This window comes from Wolbachia pipientis, from assembly GCF_030373985.1.
GTDB classification, from domain to species: domain Bacteria; phylum Pseudomonadota; class Alphaproteobacteria; order Rickettsiales; family Anaplasmataceae; genus Wolbachia; species Wolbachia pipientis_D.
Genome location: NZ_JAUCRB010000001.1, coordinates 100,511 through 119,838 on the forward strand (window position 1 = coordinate 100,511; position 19,328 = coordinate 119,838).

At 34.0% G+C, this 19,328-nt stretch carries 19 protein-coding genes and 1 pseudogene; 14 read left to right on the forward strand and 6 right to left on the reverse strand.

Going from position 1 to position 19,328, the window contains the following annotated elements; genetic code table 11:
* Positions 1 to 69 precede the first annotated feature (69 nt).
* A complete protein-coding gene (locus QUS22_RS00550) occupies positions 70 to 270 on the reverse strand; it encodes a hypothetical protein (protein ID WP_289513056.1) in 201 nt (66 codons plus the stop codon).
* A 781-nt stretch (positions 271 to 1,051) separates the two neighbouring features.
* On the opposite strand from QUS22_RS00550, the gene QUS22_RS00555 reads away from it, so the two are divergent.
* The 3 genes from QUS22_RS00555 (at position 1,052) to QUS22_RS00565 (ending at position 3,652) form a co-directional block, all read left to right on the forward strand.
* Entirely contained in the window at positions 1,052 to 1,174 is a 123-nt protein-coding gene (locus QUS22_RS00555) for a hypothetical protein (RefSeq protein WP_289513057.1), read from the forward strand.
* A gap of 1,088 nt (positions 1,175 to 2,262) precedes the next feature.
* The gene (locus QUS22_RS00560; RefSeq protein WP_289513058.1) at positions 2,263 to 2,619 is read left to right on the forward strand and encodes a hypothetical protein; all 357 of its coding nucleotides are present in this window, start codon (positions 2,263 to 2,265) and stop codon (positions 2,617 to 2,619) included.
* A 661-nt stretch (positions 2,620 to 3,280) separates the two neighbouring features.
* On the forward strand, positions 3,281 to 3,652 hold the full coding sequence (locus tag QUS22_RS00565; protein ID WP_289513059.1) for a hypothetical protein: 372 nt from the start codon (positions 3,281 to 3,283) through the stop codon (positions 3,650 to 3,652).
* Positions 3,653 to 5,276: 1,624 nt separating this feature from the next.
* Here the strand turns inward: QUS22_RS00565 and QUS22_RS00570 are convergent.
* The 4 genes from QUS22_RS00570 to prfA all read right to left on the reverse strand — a co-directional run bounded on the left by QUS22_RS00570 (position 5,277) and on the right by prfA (position 7,759).
* Entirely contained in the window at positions 5,277 to 5,675 is a 399-nt protein-coding gene (locus tag QUS22_RS00570) for a hypothetical protein (protein ID WP_289513060.1), read from the reverse strand.
* Positions 5,676 to 5,727: 52 nt separating this feature from the next.
* Complete coding sequence (locus QUS22_RS00575; protein WP_289513061.1) at positions 5,728 to 5,970, reverse strand: hypothetical protein; 243 nt, start codon at positions 5,968 to 5,970, stop codon at positions 5,728 to 5,730.
* Positions 5,971 to 6,104: 134 nt separating this feature from the next.
* Positions 6,105 to 6,233, reverse strand: a complete 129-nt coding sequence (locus tag QUS22_RS00580; RefSeq protein ID WP_289513062.1) for a hypothetical protein — start codon at positions 6,231 to 6,233, stop codon at positions 6,105 to 6,107.
* A 446-nt stretch (positions 6,234 to 6,679) separates the two neighbouring features.
* On the reverse strand, positions 6,680 to 7,759 hold the full coding sequence (gene prfA, locus QUS22_RS00585) for a peptide chain release factor 1 (RefSeq protein WP_289513264.1): 1,080 nt from the start codon (positions 7,757 to 7,759) through the stop codon (positions 6,680 to 6,682).
* Between the two features lie 119 nt (positions 7,760 to 7,878).
* On the opposite strand from prfA, the gene yihA reads away from it, so the two are divergent.
* The 9 genes from yihA (at position 7,879) to tsaB (ending at position 15,005) form a co-directional block, all read left to right on the forward strand.
* The gene (gene yihA, locus QUS22_RS00590; RefSeq protein ID WP_289513063.1) at positions 7,879 to 8,472 is read left to right on the forward strand and encodes a ribosome biogenesis GTP-binding protein YihA/YsxC; all 594 of its coding nucleotides are present in this window, start codon (positions 7,879 to 7,881) and stop codon (positions 8,470 to 8,472) included.
* A gap of 4 nt (positions 8,473 to 8,476) precedes the next feature.
* Positions 8,477 to 9,388 (forward strand): acetylglutamate kinase, encoded by a 912-nt coding sequence (gene argB, locus QUS22_RS00595; protein WP_353477709.1) that lies wholly within the window; start codon positions 8,477 to 8,479, stop codon positions 9,386 to 9,388.
* 324 nt (positions 9,389 to 9,712) lie between these two features.
* On the forward strand, positions 9,713 to 10,174 hold the full coding sequence (dut, locus tag QUS22_RS00600; protein ID WP_289513065.1) for a dUTP diphosphatase: 462 nt from the start codon (positions 9,713 to 9,715) through the stop codon (positions 10,172 to 10,174).
* Positions 10,175 to 10,282: 108 nt separating this feature from the next.
* Positions 10,283 to 10,933 (forward strand): hypothetical protein, encoded by a 651-nt coding sequence (locus QUS22_RS00605; protein WP_289513066.1) that lies wholly within the window; start codon positions 10,283 to 10,285, stop codon positions 10,931 to 10,933.
* 363 nt (positions 10,934 to 11,296) lie between these two features.
* Positions 11,297 to 11,512 (forward strand): hypothetical protein, encoded by a 216-nt coding sequence (locus QUS22_RS00610; RefSeq protein WP_289513067.1) that lies wholly within the window; start codon positions 11,297 to 11,299, stop codon positions 11,510 to 11,512.
* A 129-nt stretch (positions 11,513 to 11,641) separates the two neighbouring features.
* A complete protein-coding gene (locus QUS22_RS00615) occupies positions 11,642 to 11,917 on the forward strand; it encodes a hypothetical protein (protein ID WP_289513068.1) in 276 nt (91 codons plus the stop codon).
* A 78-nt stretch (positions 11,918 to 11,995) separates the two neighbouring features.
* Positions 11,996 to 13,171, forward strand: a complete 1,176-nt coding sequence (locus QUS22_RS00620; RefSeq protein WP_289513069.1) for a porin — start codon at positions 11,996 to 11,998, stop codon at positions 13,169 to 13,171.
* 86 nt (positions 13,172 to 13,257) lie between these two features.
* Complete coding sequence (locus tag QUS22_RS00625; protein ID WP_289513070.1) at positions 13,258 to 14,388, forward strand: cation:dicarboxylate symporter family transporter; 1,131 nt, start codon at positions 13,258 to 13,260, stop codon at positions 14,386 to 14,388.
* Entirely contained in the window at positions 14,388 to 15,005 is a 618-nt protein-coding gene (gene tsaB / locus QUS22_RS00630) for a tRNA (adenosine(37)-N6)-threonylcarbamoyltransferase complex dimerization subunit type 1 TsaB (RefSeq protein WP_289513071.1), read from the forward strand. Before QUS22_RS00625 ends, tsaB begins: the two co-directional genes overlap by 1 nt.
* Before the next feature lie 7 nt (positions 15,006 to 15,012).
* On the opposite strand, the gene QUS22_RS00635 is transcribed toward tsaB, so the two are convergent.
* On the reverse strand, positions 15,013 to 15,633 hold the full coding sequence (locus QUS22_RS00635) for a hypothetical protein (protein ID WP_289513265.1): 621 nt from the start codon (positions 15,631 to 15,633) through the stop codon (positions 15,013 to 15,015).
* A gap of 274 nt (positions 15,634 to 15,907) precedes the next feature.
* Here QUS22_RS00635 and QUS22_RS00640 point away from each other — a divergent pair.
* Together QUS22_RS00640 and odhB are read left to right on the forward strand one after the other, a co-directional pair.
* Positions 15,908 to 16,618: pseudogene (locus tag QUS22_RS00640) on the forward strand (class II aldolase/adducin family protein).
* Positions 16,619 to 17,204: 586 nt separating this feature from the next.
* Positions 17,205 to 18,386, forward strand: coding sequence for a 2-oxoglutarate dehydrogenase complex dihydrolipoyllysine-residue succinyltransferase (odhB, locus tag QUS22_RS00645; protein ID WP_289513072.1), 1,182 nt, complete (start codon positions 17,205 to 17,207; stop codon positions 18,384 to 18,386).
* Positions 18,387 to 19,328 lie beyond the last annotated feature (942 nt).

The window sequence follows — 19,328 nt, forward strand, 5'->3', positions numbered from 1 at the left end:
TTGTGCTTTTCTCCATATCATCTAAACCATTAGCTAATTTTACATTAAAACTCTCTGTGAGCTTTATAGCTAGTTTCTTTGCTTTTTTGTTGTTATTAAAAGCTGGTATAAGCGAATATCAGGCGTATTTGCAACAACTACGTGCTTAACACTATGTTCGTTTAGAATATTAAGTGCATTGCATATTTCACTAACTGCTCGTTCCAGTATTTCATCCACTTTAGTATTATCATAAGCAGTAGCAACCATAACATCATTTCCGCCAATCATGATGAACAATAGATTTCTTTACCTATGTCTGGGTAATGTCTAATTATAGCACCTAATTGGTTAGCTAAAAGAAATTTATCGAAGAAATAGGAATAAATGGAGGCAGGAATTTCAGACGCTGCTGTACATGAAACTGAGTAGTTTTGACCTGGATTGTGCGTAATGTCTACCAAGAAGTGAATAATTCCATCCAAGTTTAAATTCTTCTAAATCTAAATGTTTTGCTATACATTAAACAGCAGTAGGGCCATTGCTAAAAGATCTTTCTTGATAGAATGGTCATCAAATTTCACGCTTTTCGCAAAGGATAAATTGTTCAAAATTTCAGTAATTGCACCACTATCAGACAAATTGTCTCCTAGAACATAAAAATCTTTAAACTTTTAATTAGAATTCTTATTTTCTTTAGTCATGATGTTTACTATATAGATTAATGTACGATCGTGTTGTTTAACATAAGATTTATAAAAAAAAGTGAAGAATAGTAGTTATAACTTTTTACAACTTCCACCTTTAACTTTGCCATATGTTTCCTTTGTGTTATACCTTTCTCAAGCGTTTTATTTTACTTCAAAAGTAGCTTAACTTTCTCTCTGCTTTTTTTGGTGGGATCAGTCTTATGTAAAGCTTTGCTCTTCATCTCTAAAGAATCTATAATTCCAGGTTTGAAGTAAAGCTAATGCTGCAGAGAAATTTCTTAATATAGTTATTAGTACCTCTGTTTTATGCCTATCAATACATATTGCGTGTAATCAAGAATGTTATAGTTCCTGAGCTGGTGATGAGGTTTAACATAGGCACGACAAAAATAGGGCAATTTTGTGGATTATATTATGCGAGTTATGTGTTAGCACCTATTCCTATAGGTATTTTGTATAGATTTGGTTACAAAGTTGTTGTATAGATTTGTATTGCACTAACATCTTTATGTTCTTTACCTTTTGTCAATTCTAACAATTGGGATTATTCTATTATTTGAAGAATAATTACTGGTATTGTATCTTCTGCTTCAATACTTGGACTCTTTAAAGTAATAAGTATCTACTCTCGTAGAGAAAAAGTTTGCCATGATGTTCAGCATATCGATTATTACTGGCATTTTAGGTGGTGTGTTTGCCATTAAACTGTTACATGTCTTATTGTGATAAGCTTGGATGGAATTATGTATTTACTGCGTGTATAATGCTTGGATTACTGCTTGCTTTAACTACCTTTATAGATATACCTAGATTTGATACTTCAAACAAAAAATTAAATATCAAAAATTTAAGCAAAGTCATATTTAATAAAGATATTTTACTGATAAGTTTCTTTGGCGGTTTCATGGTTACCTATTAGAGTGCTTTGCAGGTGCGTGGTCTGCAACGTTCTTACATGAGATGTACGCTATAGATAGACACGTTGCATATAGCATTTCAAAATGGGTATTAATAGGTTTTGGCTTTGGACATTTATTATTTCCTTATATGATTAGTAAAGAATCCAGCTAAGCACTATGAGATAACAATTTTTTGTACTTTGGCCATGACAACTGTATTCTTATTACTTTTTATATTCAATATTAGTGCACTCTTGGTATGTATATTGCTATTTATTGTTGGTCTTGCTCCTACACACCAACTTGTTTTAACTTCTCAGATTGTAAGCTGTGTGAAAAACGATGCGGTGGCAAGTGCAGGGTTTGTAAGTAATTCCATTAGTCACGAGTTTTAGTTATTTTTTTTCACACTGGTATTGCAAACATATGGTTAAATCTATGTTAATAATACCTATGTGCCTGTTAATAAGAATGATAAGCTTTTGCTTACTTAAAGTTAGGGCATATTATAAAAAGAGTTGATTTTATTTTCAAGGTACGAGAGCAGTGGATATAGAGGGAAAGGAGGTATAAACTCCCTTTATAATGTAGAGTACCTTAGTAAAAAATTGTGCTTGCATTGGAGTGGCCTATATTCTACACTATACATAATATCTTTACAGCTAGGGGTAAGTATGCATAAGAGTGTTGGGCAGTCCATAGCAGGCTTAATTCAAAAGGCTTTGCTAGAGCAAGTTATTTACGATATACAGAATACGGTAGAAGCTTTTCCACCAGGAGCTTCTTTCGAGCAAAATACTGGAATGCTAAAGCCTTTTCTGGATAATAAGGTTTCAAATGCAATTTTTGCTACATTATATTCAATTTTAGGCGCTAGTAATAAAAATAGCGAAATCGCAAAACTATTCCTAGATAAAGAGATTTCCTCCTTTGTGAAACCAGTTGCGTTTAGAAATACAATTTCTGTTACTCCGTTTAAAGGTGTTACTAGGTTAGATCAGACTTCAGCCTTAGTGAAGGCCAATCTGTGAGTTCTAGTGTTGGCAGCCAACAGATAAAAAATAATTTTCTTGCAGAAGGAAAAAAAGTGATATTTTAAATGGGATAAGTAGTTCAATACAGGACCCTGTAAATCATAATTTCAAGGAGAATAGAAACCATATAGGTAGAAATTAACGGCAAGTCAAAGGTTTATCAGGGCAAGGGGAAACTGGGAATACAGAAGATCAGCTTGAAAAGTTACGGAATGAAAATAACGGCCTGAAGACGGAGCTGGATAAATCTAAAAGCAAAAATAAAGAACCAGATAGTCAAATCCAAGATCTACGGAGACAGCTTGAAGGTAAAAATGAACTGGAGAGTCAAATACAAGAGGAACTTAAGAACAAACGAGCTTAACTTACAGATAAAGAAAAAAAGATTAATAAGCTAGATGATAAAGTAACTCAACTTACTGAAGAAAAAAGTCGGCTGGAGGAGAAGTTGAATAATACACAGCAAGATTTGATGAAAAAATTAGTGAAGTGACTAAACTTACTAAAGAAGGGAATCAACTTAAAGAAGAATTTAATGGAATAAAAGCTCAGCTTACAGAGAAGGAAAAAGAGCTGAATAATGCAAAGCAAGCCTTAAGATGAGAAAGCTAATGAACTTAAAGGTGCACAAGCTCGGTCTACAGAGCTACAGCAAAGCTTGACTGAAAAAACCAAGGAACTTCAGAACGTAAAATCTCAACTCGGAAAAAAAGGGCAGGTACTGGATGATGCAAATAAAAAAATTTTGCAATTAGAAAAGCAGCTGAATAGTGCAAATCAAAACGTTCCACAATTAAAACAGGAGCTAAATAGCGTACAGCAAAGCTTAGATGCAAAAGCTCGGGAGCTTGAAAGCAAAAATAAAGAGCTGGAAGATAATAAAAACAGAAAACCTTCAGCTGTAGATACTCAAAGAGTAAAGGGCAAGGTAAATTATGCCTCTGCTTCTTTTATATTATCAGGGATGTGTGCTGTAGGTGCAAGTTTAACAATACTTTATTTAGTAATATGTATTTTACACTTGTCGTAGCTGTATCGGTTTCTCTTGCAATAGGGTGTTGCTGTTTGTACAAAGCGAATACTGCTCTTAGCAACATTAGAGTTAATCAACAAAATAGTCAGCGATTGCTGTTTAAATGTAGTCTTTAGGGTTTTATCTCGGCTTTCGGTAGGTTCAAAAGTATGCACTGTAAACCATATACTCAGGTTAAGGGGAAATAACAGCAGAAAGAATTGTTTCAATATTAAATAATAGTTTATAGATCTTTCTAAAAGTTGTTTCACTTTCTTGAAAGTTTGCCCTTAACTTGACACGTATGGTTTTCATATTTCTCTTGCTGGTTCTAGCCTATCCTAATCCTATCACTTCTTTACATGATGTTTCTAACCATTTTAGTAATAATAAAAAATGTTCTTTGCCAAACGCTTCAAATATGATACTTCTATCTACTAATTAAAGATTTTAAACATTATTACTCTTTCTGTTGATCTTATCCTTGATTGCCAAATTTATTGAATTTGATATTCCTGTACCTAGCTTTCCAGATATAGTACGTTATTTCAATGTATCAGAACGCACAATTCAACTAACTATTGTTTATAATTTTCTAGGCTTTTGTATGGGAAGGTTGTTTTTTGGCCCATTGTCTGAATGCTATGCAGCAGGAGAATTATGATCATAGGTAATACTTTGCTATTGGGTCGGTATTGTTGGTTGTGTTTTTGCACCGTCGGTTTTTTGGCTTTTAATCTCTCGCTTTGTTCAAGGCATTAGTGTCAGCGCATCTGTAGTTGTATTTGCAATCATTGCAGACAGCTTATAAAGGTGACGAAGCGGTAAAATTCCTTGGAATCATGAATTCTGTTATCATAGTTGTCATGGCAATTGCGCCAATTTTAGGCAGTTTTATCAATTAAGCTGTAGGGTAGCGTGACACTTATACAAGTGTTGCAGTAATTTATTTGATCTCTTGGGCTTTGTTGCTTCTAACGTTATCAGAAACAAAAAATGACCGCGATATTTTCAGTTTGTAAAAAATGATAAAATACTACGGGAATTATTACTGAGTTCAAAATTTGTCGTGCTGTCTTTGACACTAAGCCTTTTTTCTGCTGCTTATATACCGTTCATTACTTGTGGGCCTTTTTTATATATGGAAACTTTTAGTTTATCTAGCGCTATTTATGTACTACATCAAGTAGCAATAGTTGGTTCTTCTCACTAATCAGTCTATTTGCCGGCAAAATCTTGCAGAAATTTGGAGCAATATGGTGTGTAATTTCTGGTACGAGCGTAATTGCTGTTGGATCTCTGTTGCTTTTAATATTCAATGTAATCACACCCCATTCTTACTACTTAGCAATGCTATCTATGATTATTTTTTGTATCGTTTGTGGAATTTGTCAGGCAGTGCATTTTTAATGCACCGATAAATGTTTTCCCTGAAATTAAAGGTTACAGCTTCTTCTGCATTCTCATTTATCAGAGCTCTTATCATGGCTATTTTTATCAACCTAACAAGCCGCGTTTACAATGATCAAGCAATCAGTGCAACCATTCTTTGTTTTTCCTGCAGTAGTACTAGCCTACTGCCTATTTATTGTTTTCAAGGTCTGGAGAGAAGATCTATAATCGCCATATATAGATTCTCCAGTTATTGTGGCAACATATATCGAAACTTTACTACTAGTTGCTCTATATGTACTTCTTCCAACTGACCAAGTCTATCAAACTTTTCTAACGTTGAGAATTGAAGACTACCTGATGACTGCTCTCCTTCCATATAAGAGACTAATTCATCAAATGATTGATTCTCTAACTCTGAAAATATATACTGAAAAGTTAGCTCACTCTCTGGGCTAAGTATATTTTGCTGACGCTGAACTACCACTAACCGTCGAAGATTCCGTTTCGCCTGATACGGTATTGTGGTTGGTGTTACATCAAACATGCCGAGTAGACCACAATTCAAACTATGTTGATTAGTTGTTCCCTCTTGCATAACAGAGCTTGGAAAGAAATTTGCTGACGTGCGTTGGTGCTGTCTCTGCACATGTTTCTCCATCAATAACGTAGTTATTTAAAAAAGCAAACTCATGATCTTTTTAATCAAATCCATATTGACTAACTATCCTCTCTAGTGTAACAAAATTTGAAAAGAAATTTACTGGGCTGTTTAACGCTGAAAATTCATCTGAATTAACTCCTTTTCCTTTTTGCGCTAATGATTCATTACCTAAACTGTCAGTTTTTGTTCTTAGCTTGTTTGAATCCTCTTTATTGTTTGAGTAAAAATTCCTTAGGGCAGGCTTAGTTTGGTCTGCTATCTTTATGTCTAAATGTACCATATAATCTTCTTTTGCTGGAGATTCAATTGACTATACAGAATTTTAAATAAAGTACGTTGAAGAATAATAATATCAAGTGTATTGAACGCAAAATCTTGATCCTTTCTGAGTAAATCATAAAACATGCTAGCAGCTTAATCTTTTTCTATTGCACTTAATATGTTACATATAGCATTAGAGCCTCGAGACTTTGCTTTAACATGCTGTATATATTCACTTTCGTATTGATTTAATGTGCCAAACAGAGTTCTAAATAAGTACATTTAGAAGTACAGCATCGAGTGTATTAAGTGCAAAATCTTTATCCTTTTGAATCAGATAATTAAACATGTAAGTCGCTTCGTCTTTTTCTATAACATTCAGTATGCTGGACATAGTTTAAGCATGACAATTCTGTGTTACTATGTGAAAGTAACGCTGTTTAAGGTATTGAATGAAGCTATTAAATGCCTCTTTAAACTTTCTTTTTTGGTGGTAGGTAGCTAGCCCATTTAAATTTTTACCACCTCATCGCTTATATCATTAGTACTATCATGCATTTCTTTGCTATCATTATTAATTAATATACTATATATTTTATTTTAGTTATAAAAATAGATTGGTCTTGGCATTAAGTATTTAAGACTTCTGTGGAGAAAATTAAAAAGAAACTACAACAGAGTACCTGCATAAACCTGTTGTAATTAAAAACAACAATTGCAGACCAATTTTAACTCTCTCCGGCCAATCTTTCTGCTTCATTGCGTGAAATTAATGCTTCAATAAATTCATCTAGCTCGCCTTCTTTTATAATCTGCTCTAACCGATGTGAAGTTAGATTAATTCTGTGGTCTGTTATTCTTGATTGTGGAAAGTTATAAGTTCTTATACGTTCAGAGCGATCTCCAGAACCAATTTGACTTCTTCTCATCGTTGACCTTTCTGCTTCTTTTTTTTGTCTTTCAATTTCATATAGCCTTGCTCTCAACACTTTAAGTGCTTTAGCTTTATTTTTATGCTGCGATTTTTCATCTTGCTGTATTACCACTATTCCTGTTGGTAAGTGAGTAATTCTTACTGCACTGTCAGTTGTGTTCACTGATTGCCCTCCGGGTCCGCTAGACCTGTAAACGTCTATTCGTAAATCTTTCTCTTCTATTTTAAAATCAACCTCTTCAACTTCAGGCAATATTGCGACAGTAGCTGCCGAAGTATGTAACCTTCCCGAGGATTCGGTTTCTGGTACTCGCTGTACTCTGTGTACCCCTGATTCAAATTTTAACCTTGCAAAAACTTTTGTTCCATTAACAAGTGCAGAAGCTTCCTTATAGCCACCTATACCTGTGCTAGAAATACTTATTGGTTCGAACTTCCAATTTCTTTTTTCTGCATATTTTTGGTACATGCGAAATAGTATCGCTGCAAATAATGCCGCTTCTTCTCCTCCTGCACCTGCTCTGATTTCTAATATTGCGTTTCTTGCATCATCTTCATCTTTCGACAGTAGTGCTAATTTTAGCTTGTTTTTTACTTGTGGTAATAATACCTTTTGCGTTTCAAGAAGTTCTTCTTTTGCTAACTCTTTTATATCATGTTCACTATTTTCGTCTTTTATTATTTCCTCTAAGTCTGAAATTTCCTTTCTCAGCGTGTTGTATTCATCAATTATCAGGGTAATTGGCTTCAGTTCAGAGTATTCTTTTGAAAGGTTGATAAATTCTTTTTGGTTTAAATCGGTAGGATTTTCTAACTTTTTTTCTATATCGTTAAATTTTTTCTTTAAATCTTGTAAATTGTTTTCTATGTCCATATAGCCTAGGCCTAACATTTTAACTACTTAAGTAAACAACATATACTTGAAACAAAAAATTTTTTACATCAAGCAATGACATTATAATATACATACTACCTTAGATATTTCTATATATAATGGCAAGACAGATAACATCAAACAGCAGTTTTATATTTGGAGTTTCGGACATAAAGTCGTTGCCAGATGAATCGGTTCCAGAAATTGCATTTGCTGGCAGGTCGAATGTAGGAAAATCCAGTTTAATTAACTTGCTGATGAGCAGAAAAAAAGCTGCCAGAGTTTCGTCTAAACCTGGATGCACTCGACAAATAAATTTTTACTCTATGTACAATGATAAGTTCAGGCTTGCTGACCTGCCGGGATATGGCTACTCTCGTGCAGGCAAGAAAGAAACAATACGATATTTAGACCTAATTAGGTATTATTTAACTCAAAGAAAAAGCCTAAGAAGAGTGTTTGTATTGGTAGATAGCAAAATAGGGCTAAAAGCAATAGACAAAGACTTTATTTATTGGTTAACATGTAATAATATTAATTTTGATGTTGTGCTAACGAAAATAGACAAAGTAGGTCAAAAAAATCTCAATGCCATTCTAGAAAGTACTCAAAAATGGGTCAATAATGAGGGTGTGTCAATTCACCAAATAAGCATCAGTACTAAGTGTAAAATAACTAAGGTAAGAGATGAATTTTTCAAGTTTACAAGATAAAAAAATGAAGAGCAGTGAATTTCTAAATGGTGAGGTATCATTTAAACAAAAAGCAGAAATATTACTTGAAGTGTTATCTAATATACCCAGTTTTGTAGGTGAAACTTTTGTCATCAAGTGCAGCGGCGTAATAATCTCAAATGAGACACTGTTCAATACTTTTGTTCATAATATTGTCTTATTGAAACAGCTTGGTATAAATCCAGTTATAGTTCATGACGGAGAGTGTGAAATTGATTCTGTACTAAAAATCTTGGGTATGAGTAGTAAGTTTGTAAATGATATTAGGCTTACAGACAGAGATACCATGAAAATCATTGAAATGGTACTATGTGGCTCAGTTAATAAAAAAATTGTTCAGCGTATAAGTTCTGTTGGTGGTTCAGCTATTGGGTTATGTGGCAAAGATGGCAACCTAATAAAAGCTGAAAAAATAAGTACTACGCTTAGAGAAAACGGATCAAACAATATCGAAAAAATATTAGATATGGGATTTATTGGTGTACCAACTGAGGTCAATCCTGATATATTATTTTTTGTCGAAGAGTCAGATTTTATACCAGTTATTGCACCTATCGGTCATGGAAGAAATGGAGAAACATATCACGTTAATGCCGATAGTGCTGCAAGCGCAATAGCAATTGCAGTTTCTGCATCTAAGATGATAATCTTTAGTGATACGGGTGATGAGATAGATAAAATTGGTGGCAGGAGAATATCTATTAAAAATTTAAATGCATCAATTAATTGTGGTAAAATTAAAGGAGAAAGACTTGTTGAGAAGCTTATAGCGTGCACTAAAATGGTGGAAGAATGTGCTGGAACTGCTCATATAGTTGACGGTAGAATACCGAATGTTATGATTGATTTATTTACTGAGAATAATTCGAGTGTATCAATTGCAAATGATTTGTAGCTACACTGCTTACAACTGTACGAATGTTTAAAGTTTGGAAACAATTTACATAATAGACGATGTCATGCAAGTAGCTGACACTGGGGTCTGGTCTTCATTATGCAACTACTTGGTGTACTTAATTTTTGGGGTCCCAATATCTGGACACTGTGGTGAACTTTTCCTAGTTGGAATGACACCCTTCCTGTGGAGATTGCTCTCAAGTTATAACTCTTGTACGGTTATATGTTAGGCACTGGAATACATTATACGGTATAACATTTACTACTTTTACAGATATAACTTACATGCTATAATTCAGGTCTTTATAGCTGATAAGTTAGGATGCAAGGAAGTCAAATTAAAGTAGAAATAAAAAAATTGTCACACGGGGAAGGCCTACCTCTTCCGTGTTATGCAACTACCCAAAGTGCTGGCATGGATCTTTATGCTGCACTGAATGACTTTGCTGTTTTGAATCCGCTTGAAAGATTACTTATTCCAACTGGAATTGTAATTGCAATACCAAATGGTTTTGAGGGACAAATCCGCCCGCGTTCTGGTCTTGCTGCAAAACATGGGATTACTATTTTAAATTCTCCGGGCACTATAGATTCTGATTATCGAGGTGAGGTTAAAGTTTGCTTAATTAATCTGAGTAATCAGCCATACAAAATAAAAAGGGAAGACAGAATTGCACAAATCCTTATTTCTTCTGTGTCTCAAGTAATTTGGAATGATACAAAAGAATTCTGCATAGAAGAAACTGACCGAAGTGCAGAAGGATTTGGCTCAAGTGGTAAGTAGTTTATAAAAATACTGTCTGTCGTTTAATTATTACGCTGAAAATCCATTGACTGCAGTAGTTTTTCACATATAATTTGAGCATATTAATATTTTATTGAAGGAGTAGTTATGTTAACTTTCAAAAACCGTCGTGGTCAACTTCACAAAATGAATACTGCTCTTGTGGCACTTACTGTTGTGTATGTTGCGGGTGCAGCGGCAGTGATTTCAGCACCGTATTGGGGGTATTCAATTCCAGCTCTAGCTCCACTCGCAGCTTTTGCAGCTACACCACTTGGAATAGGTGTATTAGCAGCAGTTGCTGTTGCACTAGTTGGTCTAGCAATATATACTATCAGTAAAAATAACAAAATATCTGAGTTGGAGGCTAAAAAAATTGTTGTTGATGGCGATAAAGTAAAACTGCAAGTAACAAGAAAGGAGCTTGAGCACATAAAAGAAAATAACAAAAATGAGGATAAAGATGGGAAGGTTGTAGAAGGTGAATATCGTATAGATTTCACTAACCCAGAAGGCAAGGAATGCTATGTTATTGTTACAAGTGAGAAGAGCCAAGAAATAGGCGATGCTGTGTTCTTATCTATAAAGTCACAAGTAGTGAAAAATGACAGGGGTGGTGCTTTAGTGGGTGAAAGTGAACTATTGAAAATGTTAGGTCTAGGCACTGGAGAGAAAGACGCTAAGGTGTTCAACACTTATTTAAAAAAAGCTATTATCACACAAGTTGCTTCTCAAGAACAAGAAAAACAGGCAGTATAGCCTAAGTAAAACAAAGGGGTGGTTAAGTCTGCCTCTTTTTCTTCTTCTAAAAAGTTCTGAGTTCTGGCATTGCCCGTTAGGTGAGCTATTTCTTTTATATCTAATCAGGCCTATTATAGGTAAATGAACTTTAATATAGTCTTATTATACTTGTAAATATGTTGTACAGAGTGAAAGTATAGAAGATTTTATAACTGCGAGGAAGAAAGATGATGCTGTGATATCTGTTTGTAAGGATAATAAGAAAAAAACTTTATCAATTTGGGAACTCAATCAAGCTGCAAGGAACTTGTTAAAATACGAGAAAGAGAGTCTACTTAATAAGCCATTATCAACGTTTTAAGTGCAAAAGCAGCTGACGATATGAGGTATTATCTACAGTATACCAAAGATGGATATGATTTACTTGATATACTACCTAAAGTGATAGTTTTTTTTCTAATTGATGCTAAGGGAGAAGATATTAAGAAGAGGGCAAAAGTTTTGCTCACCATGCAATTTACTAATAACAAGCTTAATTATAAGCTATTGATACGTGACATTAGCATGTTTTATAAGTTAGGAATGTTTAGGGACTAATATCTGATAAGCAAAAAATATAAAAACCACGGCTTATTTAGTATAACGGAAATGAATCTTCTATTCTAGAGCTGTGTGTTATATTAAATTTCGCCCTGCAACGTCAAATTAATGTGACTATAGGAGTCATTGGCTTTGATAGCAACTTTGATAAAAACAGATGATGCACTGAAAGTTGTCATAGAGCATTTTTACAAAAATTGCCATAGTGACAACTTTCTTGGATACATTGATAAAAATAAAGTGCTTTTTATCTTGATTAATTGCGATGCAAAGAACACACCTAAAGTAATTAACCGTATACGTTCTGCTATCAATAAGCAGTTATTAAAGCAAAAATTGCCTAATATATCAGTAATTTATAGAAGTGTGGCTCAAAAACGAGCAGCACAGTCTAATTCTTAACCAGAAGCGCTTCTGGAAAGTTGCCTTTGTCTATATTGGGTTTAAACTTAAATTTTTATAGAGATTTTAAGCTTATTCATGAAACTAGGATACTACCTGATAACGCTGCTTTCGTTGTTGTTTTTGCAAAATAGCGCTAGTGCTAGGGTAATTCTGAACAAAGAAATATTTTATGCAGAACTAGATGGAAAAATAGACTTGAGGTTTGGTTACGCTTTTAATAAAGATTCTTTCGATGTTAAACCTAGAGATAAGACTTCGAGTTACTCATACTTGCGCTTTCTTTATTTACAACAAGTTTATCAAAACACCCAAATGGGCTTTAATGTTAAAGCGGGGGTTTCTAGTATTGCAAACCTAAAGGCTTTAGACATAGAAAAATTAAACATGAAGAAATGGTATTTTATCATTAAAAATCGGAGACTTGGATCGATTGAATATGGTAAAAAAAGTTTAGTTAGCCAAAGTATGCTAATTAACACTTCAAAAATTTATGCAGCTGCCGGAGGAGTAAACGGTTGCTGGGCAAACTACGCGAATTTGCGTGGTAGTGAAAAGAAAAACTATGGCGCTGGATATGATAAAGACAGGTTCTTTTGGGTTAAGCCCAATATTTACAGCGATTATAATGGACTTGAACTAAAGTTAAAGCAACCAGTAATAAATTATATCTCACCTAAGTTTTATAACTTTCAATTGGGACTCAGTTATGTTCCAAGAAAAAATAACTTACAATATAATAATCTAATTGCTGCTGGCCTTTCTTATAAAAATAGCCTATCAGATGATGTAAATTTTACCGCTGCTTTGACTGGTGAATTTGCAAGAGAAAATTTGACTGATTGCTCAGATGGAACTCGTGAAGGGTATAAATGCCGTAATCAATTATTACACTGGAATTTTGGTTTGAAGCTAAAGTTGTTTGATCTTGATTGCATTTCTTCGTACGGTAGCGGCGGTAAATCTGGTGAAAAGCTTGATCCTGAAGTAAGCAACACATATTATACGAATGCTGGCGTTGCTTACCGCTCTGGTTCTCGCAAATTGAGCTTAACATATTTCAATAGTGGTAGGGATATTGTAAGCAAAGGTACAAGCAAATTAACATCATATGCTTTAAGTCTTGAAAGTTCTCTTTTTGTAGGCACTTCATACTATTTCGATATTGTAAAATTTAATACCGAAGAGCCCGTTGAAGAGTCCAAAAACAACTCAGGTTACGTATTCTTGGCCGGGCTGAAGTTGAGTTTTTAATAAATGCAACAGCAGTTTAGGTAGTTTTGCTTTACTTGACAACTAACTTACCGCATTATGTCCCTAGGAAATCGTTATATCAGAATATGCTACAACTATTAACCTTACTTGCTGTTATCACTTCAGTTGTATTTTTTGGTCATCTAGTTCCAGTAGAAGCAAAAGCCCTTTTGTGCTCAGTGAGCTTGAGCATCAAAGAAATTTTGTTGTTCACGATGCCTTTTGTTATTTTTGCGTTAATCTTTAGCAGTGTTAACAATCTTAAGCAATCGGCTGTAAAGTTTATATTGTTAATTATTGTAGTAATTTTCTTATCAAATTTGGTTTCATGTTTAATAGCTTATTCAGTTGGACATTTTATCCTACAAAACACTTGTTCAATACAAGATATAAAGTATAAGGAAACAATTGCTCCTTTGTGGTCGTTTAAGCTGCCGCTACTCCTTTCTAACTTTCATGCTCTCGCTTATGGATTTTTATCTAGCATAGCGGTGTCTGTATTATTACCAAAGAAAAGCAAGGAACTTTCGCGCAAAATGTTAGATTTAACTTTATTTTTTCTGAAGACATTTTTAACACCGGTTATTCCAATATTTGTACTTGGGCTTGTTTTAAAAATGCAACATGATCAAGTTTTATCTGTAATATTTAAAGATAGCTCAATAATTTTTATTATTATAACGTCTGTAACTTACCTTTATATTTTTCTCTTATATGGAGCAGCAAATTCATTCAAAATCACAAGCTGGATAACTAATATAAGTAATATGATACCAGCATTTATTACTGCAATGGGCACGATGTCTAGTAGTGCAACTATGCCACTTACTCTTGAAGGAAGCAAAAAAAATGTAAAACAACCTGAGGTAGCATCGTCTATTATACCAATAACCGCTAGCTTTCATTTAGTAGGTGATTGCTTTTTTATTGTAATACTGTCAACGATGATTACTTCTAGTTATGCATTATCAACAACAGACTATATAACTTTTCTTCTCTATTTTTTATTGTTTAAATTCGCTATCGTTGCAGTTCCAGCAGGAGGAATTGTGGTAATGTTACCTATTCTTGAGAAGTATCTTAAATTCTCTCCGGAAATGCTTTCGTTAATTACAGCATTATATGTAGTGTTTGACCCAATAATAACTTCAGCAAATGTTATGGGTAATGGTGCTTTTACTATAATGTTTACAAAGCTCTATGGTAAGCTTAAGTAATGTCCATTCTGGCAATTGACACTGTGGGTTCTAGCAGTTCAATAGCGATAATTGATCACGATGGCAAGTGTTTTGTAGAACGCAATTCCACCAGTAATAGCCACGCGGAATCATTTTTTCAAATTTTAGATATTCTGTTCAGTAAGCACAATTATAGTTATGATAAGGTAGACCATTTAGTAGTAGTAGTTGGACCGGGAAGTTTCACTGGAATTAGGGTTGGTATATCGGCTGTAAAGGGTATAAATCTTGCTACGAATAAGCCGTTATATGGAGTTAATGCATTAGAGGTTCAGGCATACGTAATATCTTTGCTTTGTGCAAATAGCAGAAAAAATATCAGGGCTATGATCAAAAATACTCAAGGGTTTTATACGCAGTTGTTTAATTTCAATTTATTGCCACTATCAAATCCAATTGCAGCGCATGACACTGCTGGATCCCAGTGTCTGAACACTGGAACAACAAGAAATGATTGCATTACATACATGGATTGCAATTTACCAGAACTAAATGCTAGCCATGCAGGGCTATTAGTCCGTCATAGACTAGAAAATAAACAAAAATTAAATGACGTTGAAGCTCTATATTTAAGTGAGCCTCAGTATATAAAATAATTATAGATTATTCTTTTTCGTAAACACCATTAACTGGACTAAATTTATACATTTGACTTGTTATTTCTTCGGCTACTTCTTTTATGCTCATGTTTGAATTTTCTATCTCTATAGCTCTTGGTGGTATAAATAAATTATAAGCTCTAAATTTTTCTATAATGCTACTTACGTTATTAAACTTTCTATTTTCCCTTTGCCTTTTTAGTTTAATGCGCTTTTGTAAAGTAGGTAAACAACACTTGAGCACTATGGGAATAATTTTTGTACCCATTCTTCTACCGAGCTCTACTACTGAGTTATACATCTTTATGTTGTAGTCATTATTTTTCATCAACTCATCGATAAATATATAATTTTTTGAGTGAATAGGATAAGCTTCTATTACCTGAAGCATAATTTGTGCAACGTTGTATATTCCATCTTGTACTTCTTCAGGGATTGGGTCATGTTCAAAAACTTTGTTATATATAGAGCGAACTTGAGTGTTATTAGAAAAGTTGTTGTTTACAATCAGTGCGTCTATCATATTGGATAATTCTATTGCTGTAGAAAGCTTACCACTTCCTGAAAAGCCGATAATATATACGAAAAATCCTGTTATCTGTTCCTTTGTGTTAAAGTTTATCATATTATTTATAATGTTGAAATCTATATTCATAATAACATGAAACTTAAGCTTTAAAACATTTGAAACATTATATAGAAAATTATTTTAATGATTAAGGTATTATGTAATTTAGAAACATAAACTCCATATAGGCTATATAGGTTGTGTAATAGCGAATTATTTACTAAGAATTAACAGCTCCTTTTCCTGATTTACCTCACTTCAAACTAAAATTACTAGTTTACTATGAGTCTTTTTTCTTGTATAAGCCTTTAGCAGGTCTTAGTTAGAAATTGTGTTGCTGAAAAAGAGCGAGGTAAAAAGGGACTTAGTCTACGCCTATCAGGTTTTGTCTTACCTTAAATTGGATGATTGTACATATGCTCACCTATCGGTGCACTCTGAGGATAAAAAGTCGTTTTATATTTATCCATTTGGTATTCGCTTTAATGAAGTGAACGAAAATTCATTAATAAAAGTATCGCTTGATGGAAATGTAATTGAGGGCAAAGAATATTAATATAATAAAATGGGTTATATAATCCACGGCTTTATTTATAAAGCAAGAAAAGATATTCAAGCAATTTTCCACCTACATACACCTTCTATTGTGGCAGTTTCCTCTCTCAAAGAGGGGCTACTTCCAACGAGTCAATGGGCACTACACTTTTATAATACAATATCTTACCATGATTATAACTCTCTGGCACTTGATGATGGAGAAGGAGAGAGATTAATAGCTGATCTGAAAGAAAATTTTGTGATGTTAATGCGCAATCATGGATCTATAACGTGTGGTCGGACTATACAAGAAGCAATGTTTTATACATATCACTTAAAAAAAGCATGCAAAACTCGATGTTTAACTTTAGCGATGAATAGGGAGTTATCAATTCCAAGTAAAGAAATTTGCTCAAAAGCCTTAAAGGATCTTTTGTCTTTCGAAAGTAATCTTGGTCAGAGAGATTGGCACGCATGGGTTAGGCTACTTAAAAGTAAGTTATAAAGGATTTTTCACACTACCATCTGTCATCCAAGTATGTAACACTGGGATCTAGATCAAACTTCAGCGTCATGCGCTGAAATGACACCTTACTGTCTAGTTCATGAATTGCTTTAGCTATAAATATTTAAGAAATTTACTAAATAGAAAAAAAAGGCAAAGAACCCCACTAATAGCGAGTTTTAACCTTCTAATACTTTAAATTGGCGCTGTAATAATTTGTTGACGCTTAATTTAAGCGCGATTTGGTTGAATGTAGAAAAAATTTAAAAGATACGCAGCCCCAATAATTTGATGTAATCCGCCAAAAAATACTTTAAGTTTTTTACTGAATTTTTTCATTGAACCCGCGCGGATCAAAAACAAGTTCTTAGTCAGAAACACTCTATGCCATGACAAGTGGGCTGGCAAAATTTGTCAAGTAATTTTTGTAGCTCTTATGGCCTAGCGTTACGTGCTGGAATGACATTTGGGAGTATGTTACCCGTTTTTTGCTTCTAAATGATAAAAGATCTAATAAATTTATTAGTTTATTATATGTTTCTTTTCATGTATAAAATTATAGCAAGTTTGTACGAAAGGTCGTTTTATGAGCAAAATTATAGAAATTAGAGCACCAAAAACTCTTGGTGGTGAATCGGTCACAGAAGGTATAGTGAAAATAAAGAAAAATATTGGTGAAGCAGTAAAAGTAGATGACTTGATTTTTGAGATTGAAACTGACAAAACAGCACTCGAATTAGCTGCAGAAGCTTCAGGACAAATAACTGAATTTTTCGTAAAGGAAGATGATGTAATAAGTCCTGATCAATTGTTAGCAAAACTTTCCACAGGGGAAGTAAAAGAGGAAGCGAAAAAAGAAGATAAAGGCGAAAGTTCTACTAAAAAAGACGCTCCGTCAGCCCGCAAAATTATGGAAGAAAATGCCATCAGTGCTGAAAGTGTCAAGGGAACTGGTATGGGGAATAGAATAACAAAAGCAGATGTGATAGGCCATACAAGCAAAAATCCAAGCGCTGAACAACCTGTTATAAAGCGATATGAACTGCCAAAAAGTACAGCAAGTGGAGAGCGAAAGGAAGAACGAGTAAAAATGAGCAAAATAAGGCAAGTGATTGCTGCTCGTTTGAAGGCGTCGCAAAACACTGCTGCAATACTGACCACGTTCAATGAAATTGACATGAAAAATATCATGGATCTTAGGGCAAAATATAAGGAAACTTTCGAAAAGAAATATGGGATAAAGCTTGGTTTCATGTCGTTTTTTATAAAGGCAGCGGTGCAAGCATTGAAAGAGATCTCTGAAATTAATGCTGAAATCTCAGGCGAAGAAATCATATATAAACATTACTATGACATAGGAGTTGCTGTTGGCACTGATAAAGGCCTTGTTGTACCAGTTATTCAGAGTGCCGATCAGATGTCATTTGCGGAAATCGAGTTAACTTTAGTTGCTCTTGGCAAAAAAGCCCGAGAAGGCAAGTTACAAGTATCAGAAATGGAAGGTGCAACATTCACTATTTCAAACGGCGGAGTATACGGTTCACTTCTTTCCACTCCGATAATAAACCCTCCGCAATCTGGAATACTTGGAATGCATTCAATACAAAATAGGCCAGTTGCTGTAGGTAATACAGTGGAAATCAGACCTATGATGTACATTGCTCTCTCTTACGACCACAGAATAGTTGACGGCAAAGGAGCAGTAACTTTCCTTGTTAAAATAAAAAATTACATAGAAGATCCAAACAGATTAGTTTTGGAAGTGTAAAAAGTGAGTTGCTGTCAGTCTAGTATTGCTAAGAACCTAAATATCATCCAGTTCTGCCAGCAATTTAGCAGCTTCATGATGATCAGAACTGTAATGTTTTTTAAAAGATAGGTAAAGACTGTTCAAACAACTTCTTTTTTTTTCTTATGATCACCTAAGTACCCATGGTGATAACTAGGCTTGTCAGTGTAATAGCAACTTTGAAATGATCAGGGCCATAATGTTTTTTGAAAACAGGTAAAATACGTTCAAACAACTTTTTTTTCTTAGGGTTACCTATAAGTGACACCGATGCTTGTTAGTAGTGTAGCAACTAGAAAAGAATCAGAGCTATAATGCTTTTAAAGACAGGTAAGTCCTGTTCAAGTCATTCCTTTTGTTTCTTATGATCATCTAAACTCCTATAAACGCCACCTAGGTTTACTAGTATTATAGCAATTGTAGAATGACCAAAACCATAATGCTTCTCTTGAATTGCTAAAGCTGCTCAAGCAGCTCCTTGCGTCTTCTAGAATTACTAAAGTCATAGTACCCATTATACACTCATATTAACAAATCTACAAGATAAGTTTTCTCTATTGTTTGCTTTTCTGAAGGTTCCAAAGGTTTTTCTTCTAACCCAATTATCTATATGTGATAGAAATGCTTCTAAACGCGGCGATAACTGTCGTTTCTTAGCATAACCTTCTAATTTTCACTGCCGTGAGAAAAACTCTCTTGTAATAGTTGAAAAACAGTTTCTATGTCTTCTTTAATTTTTCCACCTTCCTCTGACTTTAGCCTAATGACATCTTGTACTAAACAGTGAGTAAAAATACTATCTCACTCTGCTCATTGGATACTAGCATAGAATATGCTTAATAATATAGATAATACTTCTTCAAAAGGTTTTTCCTCAGAATTGTTTTCTACAATTTCGAGAAATATTCTGAGCAAATCTTT

Coding starts and splice junctions, on each gene's coding strand:
- QUS22_RS00550 (WP_289513056.1), bottom strand. CDS start 270: ATGATTGGCGGAAATGATGTTATGGTTGCTACTGCTTATGATAATACT.
- QUS22_RS00555 (WP_289513057.1), top strand. CDS start 1,052: ATGAGGTTTAACATAGGCACGACAAAAATAGGGCAATTTTGTGGATTA.
- QUS22_RS00560 (WP_289513058.1), top strand. CDS start 2,263: ATGCATAAGAGTGTTGGGCAGTCCATAGCAGGCTTAATTCAAAAGGCT.
- QUS22_RS00575 (WP_289513061.1), bottom strand. CDS start 5,970: ATGGTACATTTAGACATAAAGATAGCAGACCAAACTAAGCCTGCCCTA.
- QUS22_RS00580 (WP_289513062.1), bottom strand. CDS start 6,233: ATGTACTTATTTAGAACTCTGTTTGGCACATTAAATCAATACGAAAGT.
- prfA (WP_289513264.1), bottom strand. CDS start 7,759: ATGGACATAGAAAACAATTTACAAGATTTAAAGAAAAAATTTAACGAT.
- yihA (WP_289513063.1), top strand. CDS start 7,879: ATGGCAAGACAGATAACATCAAACAGCAGTTTTATATTTGGAGTTTCG.
- argB (WP_353477709.1), top strand. CDS start 8,477: ATGAAGAGCAGTGAATTTCTAAATGGTGAGGTATCATTTAAACAAAAA.
- dut (WP_289513065.1), top strand. CDS start 9,713: ATGCAAGGAAGTCAAATTAAAGTAGAAATAAAAAAATTGTCACACGGG.
- QUS22_RS00605 (WP_289513066.1), top strand. CDS start 10,283: ATGTTAACTTTCAAAAACCGTCGTGGTCAACTTCACAAAATGAATACT.
- QUS22_RS00610 (WP_289513067.1), top strand. CDS start 11,297: ATGAGGTATTATCTACAGTATACCAAAGATGGATATGATTTACTTGAT.
- QUS22_RS00620 (WP_289513069.1), top strand. CDS start 11,996: ATGAAACTAGGATACTACCTGATAACGCTGCTTTCGTTGTTGTTTTTG.
- QUS22_RS00625 (WP_289513070.1), top strand. CDS start 13,258: ATGCTACAACTATTAACCTTACTTGCTGTTATCACTTCAGTTGTATTT.
- tsaB (WP_289513071.1), top strand. CDS start 14,388: ATGTCCATTCTGGCAATTGACACTGTGGGTTCTAGCAGTTCAATAGCG.
- QUS22_RS00635 (WP_289513265.1), bottom strand. CDS start 15,633: ATGATAAACTTTAACACAAAGGAACAGATAACAGGATTTTTCGTATAT.
- odhB (WP_289513072.1), top strand. CDS start 17,205: ATGAGCAAAATTATAGAAATTAGAGCACCAAAAACTCTTGGTGGTGAA.